Origin of the sequence: Pseudomonas moraviensis subsp. stanleyae (assembly GCF_036283065.1) — a bacterium.
GTDB classification, from domain to species: Bacteria; Pseudomonadota; Gammaproteobacteria; order Pseudomonadales; family Pseudomonadaceae; genus Aquipseudomonas; species Aquipseudomonas stanleyae.
In genome coordinates this window covers 182,435-192,727 of the sequence record NZ_JAADJI010000005.1, presented here as the reverse complement: position 1 = coordinate 192,727, position 10,293 = coordinate 182,435, and the positions used below count along the sequence as shown (strand labels likewise).

Genomic DNA, 10,293 nt, shown 5'->3' with positions numbered 1-10,293 from the left:
CAATTACTTGCCGCGAATCAACTGCCGCAAGGCGAAACGATTGGGATGACAGGCTTGCGCCACGCTGCGTGGTAACGGTAGCGGCTCGTTGTCCAGCCACGCGGCGAGCAGTTCGCCGGACAGCGGCGCGGTGATCAGCCCGCGAGAACCGTGGCCGCTGTTGACGTACAGACCCTCGAGCCACGGGCAGGCGACGTCCGGCACTTGCCGGGCGTCCTTGCTCAACGCCGCGTAGGTGTTGGCGAAGGCTGCGCGATCGGCGAGCGGGCCGACGATCGGCAGATAGTCGGGACTGGTGCAGCGGAAAGCGGCGCGACCCTCAAGGTTCTCAAGCGGCTGCTCGCTGATCTTCAGACGTGTCAGCAGATCGCTGGAAATTTCTTCGAGCATCGCCAGATTGCCTTCGTGCTCGGCAATCGTTGGCGTCAGATCGTCGTTGTTGAAGTCGAAACTTGCACCCAGCGTGTGCTCGCCCAGACGCGCCGGGGCAACGTAGCCTTCGGCGCACACCACCGTGGCCAAGGCATGGCTTTCTGCGGTTTCAGCCAGGCGCGTGATCTGCCCGCGAATACGCTTGAGCGGCAGGTCGGCACTCTGGGCAAAGCGTTGGATTTCCGCGGCGCCGGCCAGGATCACTACCGGCGCGCTGGCGAGCAGGCGTTCGCCGTCGAAGGCTTGCCACTGGTCTGCGACTTTGCGCAGTTGCAAAGCTTCCTGATGATTGAGCAATTCAATATTGGCGTGCATCGCCTGGGCCTGACACAGCGCCGGCGGATGCACCCAGCCGCCCTCGGGGTAGAACAGACCGCCATGGGCCACGCCGACACCGGCACGCGCCTGGGCTTCAGGCTGTTCCAGCCATTGCAGAAGATCTTCGGGAAACGCCGCCGCCAGTTGCCCATGACGTTCGGCTTCCTTGGCATTGAACGCCAATTGCAGCACGCCGCAGTCGTCCCAATCAGTGCCGCGTTGCAGGCTTTCCAGCAGGCGCCGGGTGTAACCGAAGCCGCTGACAATCAACTGCGACAACGCGGTGCCATGGGCGGACAGCTTCAGATAGAGCACCCCTTGCGGGTTGCCCGAGGCTTCTTGCGCCACCTCAGCATGACGCTCGAGCAGACTCACCTGCCAGCCACGTGCCGCCAGGCTCGACGCCGTTGCACAGCCGGCCAGACCGGCGCCGATCACCAGCGCCCGGCGTTCGCCGGTAAGTGGAGCAGGGCGGGCGAACCAGGGTTTGGCCGGCACTGGCGCCGCCACCTCGGCGGGCCAGCCGAGGAATTCGCCACGCAGGATTTCCCATTTGTGGCCAATGCCCGGCGTGCGTTTCATCTTGAACCCGGCAGCATTGAGCAAGCGTCGCACCCAACCGGTGCTGGTGAAAGTGCTGATGGTCGAGCCCGGCGCGGCCAGACGCGCCAGTTCGACGAACAGTTCAGCGGTCCACATGTCGGGGTTTTTCGCCGGGGCGAAACCGTCGAGAAACCACGCGTCGATCTGCGCATCGAGTTGCGGCAGTTGTTCCAGTGCCTCGCCGATCAGCAAGGTCAGCGTCACCCGACCTCCGGCCAGGGTGATGCGCTGAAAGCCTGGATGAATCGCTACGTAGTGCTTGAGTAACTGATCGGCCAACGGCTTGAGCTCCGGCCACAACGCCAACGCTCGGTGCAGGTCCGCAGGCGCCAGCGGATACTTCTCGACGCTGACAAAATGCAGGCGCGCGCCCGCCACTGCGTGTTGCTCGAACAGCTGCCAGGCACAGAGAAAATTCAACCCGGTGCCGAAGCCGGTTTCGCCAATCACCAGGCGTCCATCGGCCGGCAGCGCAGCGAAACGCTCGGCCAGACGGTTCTGTTCGAGGAACACGTAACGGGTTTCCTCCAGCCCCGACTGGTCGGAAAAATACACGTCATCGAACACCCGCGAACGTGGGCGTCCGTGGTCGTCCCAGTCGAGTAGGGCGTGGGGCATTTCGGCTTTCATGGCAGGCTCGGCAAACACAAGGCGGCCATTCTAGCCGATCACGAGGGGGCTGCCTGATCCAGCGCAAGGCGCGCTTGGGCCATTCAAGGACAATGGAGGCTTTGCTATTTGAATTGATCGTTTTTGTGGCGAGGAAGCTTGCTCCCGCTCGGCTGCGCAGCAGTCGTAAAAACCTGTGAGCACTGTTTTTCAGACAGACCGCGGGCGCTGGTTTTGGGGCTGCTACGCGGCCCAGCGGGAGCAAGCTCCCTCGCCACAAGATTGCAGAGCCCTGAAAATCGGGGAATTTCTGCGCCTCGCCCGTGCCCAATCCGCTAGTCTTGCTGAACCCTGGAAGGAGCCGTCCCATGTTTGAATCCGCTGAAATCGGTCACGCCATCGACAAAGACACTTATGAGGCGGCGGTCCCTGCGCTGCGTGAAGCCTTGCTGGAAGCGCAGTTCGAGTTGCAGCAGCAGAAGCGCTTTCCGGTGATCATCCTGATCAACGGCATCGAAGGGGCGGGCAAGGGCGAGACGGTCAAACTGCTCAACGAATGGATGGACCCGCGCCTGATCGAAGTGCGCACCTTCGACCAGCAAACCGATGAAGAACTCGCGCGGCCACCGGCGTGGCGCTACTGGCGGATGCTGCCGGCCAAGGGGCGGATGGGGATTTTCTTCGGCAACTGGTACAGCCAGATGCTCCAGGGCAGGGTCCATGGGTTGTTCAAGGATCCCCGTCTGGATCAGGCCATTGCCGGCGCCGAGCGTCTGGAAAAGATGCTCTGCGATGAAGGTGCGCTGATCTTCAAGTTCTGGTTTCACCTGTCCAAGAAGCAGATGAAAGCGCGGCTCAAATCACTGGCCGACGACCCGCTGCACAGCTGGCGCATCAGTCCGCTGGACTGGCAGCAATCGCAGACCTACGACAAGTTCGTCAAATACGGTGAGCGTGTGTTGCGCCGCACCAGCCGCGATTACGCGCCGTGGCATGTCATCGAAGGTGCCGATGCCAATTACCGCAGCCTGGCAGTGGGCAAGATTCTCCTTGAAGGCCTGCAAAGTGCGCTCAAGCGTGCCGAGGTCAATCCCCACGAAGTCAGTGCCGCGCCGTTGGGGGCGCCGGTCGATCAGTTGAACCTGCTCGACAGCCTCGACCTGACGCAGCGTCTGGACAAGAAAGACTACGAAGAACAACTGATCAGCGAGCAAGCGCGCCTGTCCGGGCTGATGCGCGACAAACGCATGCGTCGCCATGCGCTGATCGCGGTGTTCGAGGGTAACGATGCGGCGGGCAAGGGCGGGGCGATCCGCCGTGTGGCAGCGGCGCTCGACCCGCGTCAGTACAGCATCGTGCCGATCGCCGCGCCGACCGAAGAAGAGCGTGCGCAACCCTACCTGTGGCGGTTCTGGCGACACATTCCGGCGCGGGGCAAATTCACCGTGTTCGACCGCTCGTGGTACGGGCGGGTGTTGGTCGAGCGCGTCGAAGGCTTCTGCACCCAGGCCGACTGGTTGCGCGCCTATGGCGAGATCAATGATTTCGAGGAGCAGTTGACCGACGCCGGGGTCATCGTCGTCAAGTTCTGGCTGGCCATCGACAAGGACACGCAGATGGAGCGCTTTCAGGAGCGTGAAGAGATTTCCTTCAAGCGTTTCAAAATCACCGAAGACGACTGGCGCAATCGGGAAAAGTGGGATGCCTATCGATCGGCGGTCGGCGACATGGTCGATCGCACCAGCACCGAGATCGCGCCGTGGACCCTGGTCGAGGCCAACGACAAGCGCTGGGCACGGGTGAAAGTCCTGCGCACCATCAACCGTGCGCTGGAAGATGCCTTCGAGAAATCCGACAAGAAGGCCCGGAAGCACAAGGACTGAGACGATGGATGCGCATACGCCGGGTGAATGATCCTCGCGGTCGGCAAGAAGGTGGACTTATGCTCAGGTCCACTCTCAACCGACAACAACAATGAGGTATGCCATGCGTGAAGTGGTGATCGTCGACAGCGTGCGGACCGGCCTGGCCAAATCCTTTCGCGGCAAGTTCAACCAGACCCGCCCCGATGACATGGCGGCCCATTGCGTCAATGCGCTGCTGACCCGCAACGATATCGACCCGGCCAGCGTCGAGGATTGCATCGTCGGCGCCGGCTCCAACGAAGGCGCGCAGGGCTACAACATCGGCCGCAACGTCGCGGTGCTCTCGCGTCTGGGCACCGGCACCGCCGGCATGACCCTCAACCGTTTCTGCTCGTCGGGTTTGCAGGCGATTGCGATTGCCGCCAACCAGATCGCCTCCGGTTGCAGCGAGATCATCGTCGCCGGCGGCGTCGAGTCGATCAGCCTGACCCTGAAAAGCGTCAACACCGATCACCTGATCAATCCGCTGCTCAAGCAACAGACCCCCGGCATCTACTACACCATGGGCCAGACCGCCGAAGTGGTCGCCCGGCGTTACGGCGTCAGCCGCGAGGCGCAGGATCGCTATGCGCTGCAAAGCCAGATGCGTACGGCGCAGGCGCAGGCTGCTGGTTTGTTCGCCGATGAAATCGTGCCGATGGCGGTGAAATACCGCGTCGAGGACAAGAACAGCGGTGAGGTGCAGATTGTCGACGGCGTGGTCGAGCGCGACGACTGCAACCGTCCGGACACCACTTACGAAAGCCTTGCCGGACTGAAACCGGTATTTGCCGATGACGGCTCAGTGACCGCCGGCAATTCATCACAGCTGTCCGACGGTGCCTCGATGACGCTGGTGATGAGTCTGGACAAAGCCCTGGAGCTGGGGCTCAAACCCAAAGCGTTTTTCCGTGGCTTCACCGTGGCCGGTTGCGAACCGGATGAAATGGGCATCGGCCCGGTGTTCTCGGTGCCGAAACTGCTCAAGGCCAAGGGCCTGCAAGTGGCGGATATCGATTTGTGGGAGTTGAACGAGGCGTTTGCTTCGCAGTGCCTGTACAGCCGCGACCGGCTGGAGATCGACAACGACAAGTACAACGTCAATGGCGGCTCGATTTCCATCGGCCACCCATTCGGCATGACCGGCTCGCGCCAGGTTGGGCATTTGATTCGGGAATTGCAGCGGCGCCATCTGCGTTACGGCATCGTCACCATGTGTGTGGGTGGCGGGATGGGGGCGACGGGGTTGTTTGAGGCGGTGCGCTGATCCTCAAGTTATTAGTTGTCTGTTCTGGCCTCTTCGCGAGCAGGCTCGCTCCCACAGTAGATCTTCAGTGAACACTGATTTTGTGTACACCAGAGATCCAGTGTGGGAGCGAGCCTGCTCGCGAAGGGATCAACCGGGTCTACCGGTCGGAATCCAGAAGCTGCATACGCGCGATGTAAGCCTTTATTTCCTGCTCTGCTTTCTCGGGACTGTCAAACGGCCCCTCAAGGGTATTTTCCCGGGTGCTGAAATACAGTTCGCCATTGACCCGGCACACGCGGTCGCTGCGAAAACGGGTGGCGGGGGCGCTGTCCTCGGCGCGCATGGCGTACATGTCGGTCTCCCTGATCAATGCGTTGAAAGTCTGCAATCAGCTTATGCCTGAAGCACTTGGCGCGCCTGCCCGGCCGATCAACGGCGGCGCGGCGGTTTACTGCTGCGACCTGCACAGTTTCATTCGCGGCCTGCCGGCAACTGTCCCTGTGTTGTGCGCGGTCGGGCGCCTAGAATGAGTGTTCTTGTCAGCAGGCTTTTGGGGTTCGCATGCACATTTCATCGGGGCGCTGGGTGTACGGACTGTTCCTGGCGCTGCTGACCGCGTTTCTGTGGGGCATCCTGCCGATCAAGCTTAAACAGGTTTTGCGGGTGATGGACCCGGTCACGGTGACCTGGTTTCGCCTGTTGGTGTCCGGCGGCTGCCTGTTCATTTATCTGGCCTCGGTCAAACGCCTGCCGAGTCGCAAAGTGCTCGGGCCGAAGGGCGGCTGGCTGGTGCTGATGGCGGTGCTGGGGCTGGTCGGCAACTACGTGCTGTACCTGATGGGCCTCAATCTGCTCAGTCCCGGCACCGCGCAACTGGTGGTGCAAATGGGCCCGATCATGCTGCTGATCGCCAGTCTGTTCGTGTTCAAGGAACGCTTCAGCATCGGCCAGGGCATCGGCTTGCTGGTGCTGCTGATCGGTTTTGGTCTGTTCTTCAATCAGCGCCTGGCCGAGCTGCTGACTTCGCTGTCCGATTACACCGCTGGCGTGCTGTTGGTGCTGCTGGCGTCGACGGTCTGGACCTTTTATGCGCTGGGCCAGAAGCAATTGCTGACGGTGTGGAATTCGTTGCAGGTGATGATGGTGATCTACCTGTTCTGCGCGCTGTTGCTGACGCCGTGGGTGCATCCGCTCGAAGCGCTGAATCTGAGCCCGTTGCAGGGCTGGCTGTTGCTGGCCTGCTGCATGAACACATTGATCGCTTACGGCGCGTTCGCCGAAGCGCTGGCGCATTGGGAAGCCTCGCGGGTCAGTGCGACGCTGGCGATCACGCCGTTGGTGACGTTTGCGGCGGTGGCGATTGCAGCGCGGATCTGGCCCGAGTATGTGCATGCCGAGCAGATCAATGCGCTGGGCTATGGTGGGGCGGTGCTGGTGGTGCTGGGTTCGGCGCTGGTGGCGTTGGGGCCGTCGTTGATTGCCGGGCTCAGGGCGCGGCGGGCCAGAGTTGTGCCTGGCTGAAGATTGGCGGTGCCTGTATTCGCGGGCAGGCTCGCTCCCACTTTGGAATGCAATTTTTCCTGTGGGAGCGAGCCTGCTCGCGAAGACGGACTTTCAGGCGCTACATGACTCAGCCCTTGGCGCCGGCCTCAATCATGTTCTCCGGGCGCACCCACGCATCGAACTCTTCATCGGTCAGATAACCCAGTTGCAACGCCGCCTCACGCAAGGTCAGCCCTTCGCTGTAGGCTTTCTTGGCGATCTCCGCCGACTTGTCGTAACCGATGTGCGGGTTCAGCGCGGTCACCAGCATCAGTCCGCGTTCCAGATGTTGGGCCATGGCCTCGGCATCCGGTTCGAGCCCGGCGATGCAGTGCTGCTGGAAGTTGCTGCAGCCATCGCCGAGCAAACGGATCGATTGCAGCAGATTGTGGATGATCACCGGTTTGAACACGTTCAACTGCAAATGCCCCTGGCTCGCGGCAAAGCCGATCGCCACGTCGTTGCCAAGCACCTGACAGGCGAGCATCGACAGCGCTTCGCACTGCGTCGGGTTGACCTTGCCGGGCATGATCGAGCTGCCCGGTTCGTTCGCCGGCAGTTTCACCTCAGCGAAACCTGCGCGCGGACCTGAGCCCAGCAGACGCAGGTCGTTGGCGATCTTCATCAACGCCACGGCGAGGGTTTTCAGCGCACCGGACAACGTCACCAGCGGCTCATGGCCGGCCAGCGCGGCAAATTTGTTCGGTGCGGTGACGAACGGCAATCCGGACAGCGCAGCGAGTTCGGCGGCAATCGCCTCACCGAAACCGTGTGGCGAGTTCAAACCAGTGCCGACCGCGGTGCCGCCCTGAGCCAGTTCGCAAACCGCCGGCAGCGCGGCACGAATCGCGCGTTCGGCGTAATCCAGTTGCGCGATGAAGCCGGACAGTTCCTGACCGAAGGTGATCGGCGTTGCGTCCATCATGTGCGTGCGCCCGGTCTTCACCAGCTTCATATGGCGCGCCGCCAGTTCAGCGAGGCCGCCGGACAACTCGGCAATCGCCGGCAGCAGTTGTTCCTGCACCGCTTTGGCGGTGGCAATGCTCATGGCGGTGGGGAAGCAGTCGTTGGAGCTCTGCGAGCGGTTGACGTGGTCGTTAGGGTGCACCGGCGACTTGCCGCCGCGCGGGTTGCCGGCCAGTTCGTTGGCGCGACCGGCGATCACTTCGTTGACGTTCATGTTGCTCTGGGTGCCGCTGCCGGTCTGCCAGACCACCAGCGGGAACTGCTCGTCGTGCTCGCCGGCGAGGACTTCATCGGCGGCCTGTTCGATCAGCCGGGCGATGTCGGCGGGCAGATCGCCGTTGCGGTCGTTGACCCGCGCGGCGGCTTTCTTGATCAGCGCCAGAGCGTGCAACACCGGTAGCGGCATGCGTTCCTGACCAATGGCGAAGTTGATCAGCGAGCGTTGCGTCTGAGCACCCCAGTAGGCGTCGTCCGGGACTTCGATCTGGCCCAGGCTGTCGGTTTCGATACGGCTCATCATGCACACTCCTGTTGGTCTGTTGGCGCAGTTTAGGCCGGCGTCGGCCCGGGTGGTTCCATCGGCTCGATTGTTGACCGCAAAACCCCGGCAATCAAGCGCGGCAAGGGTCGGGGGTTGAGCCACAGCGATTGTTAGGCGCAGAATGGTCGCCCTTGGGGTTCGACCTCGCTTTGCTTAAAGGAAACTCGATGACTCGTCTTCGCGCCATCTGTACCGCGGTTGCACTGGTTTGCGCCAGCGGCCAGGTGCTTGCCGATACCGCCAGCCACAACGCCAGTGCCGAAGCTTTCCTGACGCTGGCTCACGCTGACAAGCTGGGCACCCCGGTGTACATGCAAGTGCAGCAAATGTTCGCCCAGCGCTTTGAACAGACCAAAGCCCCTGAATCGAAGAAAGCCGTTCTCGAAACCTACCAGGCCAAGGCCAACGCCGCGCTGGACCAGGCGATCGGCTGGAACAAGCTCAAGCCTGACATGGTCAAGCTCTACACCAGCAACTTCAGCGAATCCGAGCTGAAGGATCTGGTTGCCTTCTACCAGTCGCCACTGGGCAAGAAAGTCCTGGAAAAAATGCCGCAGCTGACCCAGCAGTCGGCGCAGATGACCCAGGGCAAACTGGAAAGCGCAGTGCCGGTGGTCAACAAGCTGCTTGACGACATGACCAAAGAGCTGACCCCGGCAGCGGCGCCAGCCAAGAAGAAGTAAGCGGAGTTCGTGATGACCATGCAACAACGCATCGAATCGACGCTGGCCCTGTTACAGCCTGAGCACCTGCAAGTGCTGGACGAAAGCCACATGCACAGCCGTGGGTTACAGACCCACTACAAGGCTGTGGTGGTCAGCGCGCAGTTCGAAGGCCTGAACCGGGTCAAGCGCCACCAGAAAGTCTACGGCACGCTCGGCGAGCTGATGGGCGAGTTCCATGCGTTGGCGCTGCATACCTACACCCCGCAGGAATGGGCAGAGATCGACGGCGCCCCGGCGTCGCCGACCTGTGCAGGAGGAAAGCAGCGATGAGCTTCAAGCGGCAAGCTGCAAGCAGAATCAAAAGCGGCGACGTACTGCTTGCCGCTTGAAGCTTGAAGCTTGCAGCTTGCAGCTTGCAGCTGCTCCTCTGCTACAATCCCGACGCGCCGCTTAGCCGGCGCGTTTTTTTTGAATCCGGTTCACCCTTTGCGAGGGTAGCCACCTGGAGAAATACCCATGACACAACCGATTGTCGTGGCGGCACTGTATAAGTTCGTCACCCTCGAAGACTACGTTGACCTGCGCGAGCCACTGCTGCAAGCGATGGTCGACAACGGCATCAAAGGCACCCTGCTGATCGCCAACGAAGGCATCAACGGCACGGTTTCCGGCAGCCGCGAAGGCATCGACGGTCTGCTCGCCTGGCTCAAAAACGATCCACGCATGGTCGACATCGACCACAAGGAATCGTACTGCGACGAGCAGCCGTTCTACCGCACCAAGGTCAAGCTGAAGAAAGAGATCGTCACCCTCGGCGTCGAAGGCGTTGACCCGAACAAGAAGGTCGGCACCTACGTCGAGCCGCAGGACTGGAATGCGCTGATCAGCGACCCGGAAGTGCTGCTGATCGACACGCGCAACGATTACGAAGTATCGATCGGCACCTTCGAAGGCGCCATCGATCCGAAAACCACCAGTTTTCGCGAGTTTCCCGACTACATCAAAGAACACTTCGACCCGGCCGTGCACAAGAAGGTCGCGATGTTCTGCACCGGCGGCATTCGCTGCGAAAAAGCCTCGAGCTACATGCTCGGCGAAGGCTTCGAAGAGGTCTACCACCTCAAGGGCGGCATCCTCAAATACCTCGAAGAGGTGCCGCAGGAAGAAACCAAGTGGCGCGGCGACTGCTTCGTCTTCGACAACCGCGTGACCGTGCGTCACGACCTGACGGAAGGCGACTACGATCAATGTCATGCCTGCCGCACACCGGTCAGCGTTGAGGATCGCGCCTCCGAGCACTACGTCGCCGGCATCAGTTGCCCGCATTGCTGGGACAAGCTCAGCGAGAAGACCCGGCGCAGCGCCATCGATCGGCAAAAGCAGATCGAACTGGCCAAGGCGCGCAACCAGCCGCACCCGATCGGCTACAACTATAAGCAAGCATCCACCGAGGCTTAACCATGT

At 61.6% G+C, this 10,293-nt stretch carries 10 protein-coding genes; 7 read left to right on the top strand and 3 right to left on the bottom strand.

All coding sequences use genetic code 11. From position 1 onward, the window contains the following. Positions 1-3 precede the first annotated feature (3 nt). Positions 4-1,983, bottom strand: a complete 1,980-nt coding sequence (gene mnmC, locus GXB78_RS10620) for a bifunctional tRNA (5-methylaminomethyl-2-thiouridine)(34)-methyltransferase MnmD/FAD-dependent 5-carboxymethylaminomethyl-2-thiouridine(34) oxidoreductase MnmC (RefSeq protein ID WP_329515353.1) — start codon at positions 1,981-1,983, stop codon at positions 4-6. Between the two features lie 347 nt (positions 1,984-2,330). On the opposite strand from mnmC, the gene pap reads away from it, so the two are divergent. Next, positions 2,331-3,845, top strand: a complete 1,515-nt coding sequence (gene pap / locus GXB78_RS10615) for a polyphosphate:AMP phosphotransferase (protein ID WP_329515352.1) — start codon at positions 2,331-2,333, stop codon at positions 3,843-3,845. A 103-nt stretch (positions 3,846-3,948) separates the two neighbouring features. Continuing rightward, the gene (locus GXB78_RS10610) at positions 3,949-5,133 is read left to right on the top strand and encodes a thiolase family protein (protein ID WP_329515351.1); all 1,185 of its coding nucleotides are present in this window, start codon (positions 3,949-3,951) and stop codon (positions 5,131-5,133) included. Between the two features lie 139 nt (positions 5,134-5,272). Here the strand turns inward: GXB78_RS10610 and GXB78_RS10605 are convergent, their stop codons facing one another. Next, the gene (locus GXB78_RS10605; protein WP_329515350.1) at positions 5,273-5,467 is read right to left on the bottom strand and encodes a DUF6316 family protein; all 195 of its coding nucleotides are present in this window, start codon (positions 5,465-5,467) and stop codon (positions 5,273-5,275) included. Between the two features lie 43 nt (positions 5,468-5,510). Here GXB78_RS10605 and GXB78_RS10600 point away from each other — a divergent pair, with 43 nt between their 5' ends. Then, complete coding sequence (locus GXB78_RS10600; RefSeq protein ID WP_329515349.1) at positions 5,511-5,645, top strand: hypothetical protein; 135 nt, start codon at positions 5,511-5,513, stop codon at positions 5,643-5,645. A 31-nt stretch (positions 5,646-5,676) separates the two neighbouring features. Beyond that, on the top strand, positions 5,677-6,636 hold the full coding sequence (locus tag GXB78_RS10595; RefSeq protein WP_329515348.1) for a DMT family transporter: 960 nt from the start codon (positions 5,677-5,679) through the stop codon (positions 6,634-6,636). Positions 6,637-6,745: 109 nt separating this feature from the next. On the opposite strand, the gene GXB78_RS10590 is transcribed toward GXB78_RS10595, so the two are convergent. Next, the gene (locus GXB78_RS10590; protein WP_101156376.1) at positions 6,746-8,140 is read right to left on the bottom strand and encodes a class II fumarate hydratase; all 1,395 of its coding nucleotides are present in this window, start codon (positions 8,138-8,140) and stop codon (positions 6,746-6,748) included. 191 nt (positions 8,141-8,331) lie between these two features. Here GXB78_RS10590 and GXB78_RS10585 point away from each other — a divergent pair, with 191 nt between their 5' ends. The 3 genes from GXB78_RS10585 to trhO all read left to right on the top strand — a co-directional run bounded on the left by GXB78_RS10585 (position 8,332) and on the right by trhO (position 10,287). Beyond that, complete coding sequence (locus GXB78_RS10585) at positions 8,332-8,847, top strand: DUF2059 domain-containing protein (RefSeq protein WP_016770936.1); 516 nt, start codon at positions 8,332-8,334, stop codon at positions 8,845-8,847. 12 nt (positions 8,848-8,859) lie between these two features. Then, positions 8,860-9,159 carry a BolA family protein gene (locus GXB78_RS10580; protein WP_329515347.1) on the top strand — a complete coding sequence of 100 codons (300 nt, stop codon included), beginning with the start codon at positions 8,860-8,862 and terminating at the stop codon, positions 9,157-9,159. Positions 9,160-9,345: 186 nt separating this feature from the next. Continuing rightward, on the top strand, positions 9,346-10,287 hold the full coding sequence (gene trhO, locus GXB78_RS10575) for an oxygen-dependent tRNA uridine(34) hydroxylase TrhO (RefSeq protein ID WP_329515346.1): 942 nt from the start codon (positions 9,346-9,348) through the stop codon (positions 10,285-10,287). The last annotated feature ends 6 nt before the right edge of the window (positions 10,288-10,293 follow it).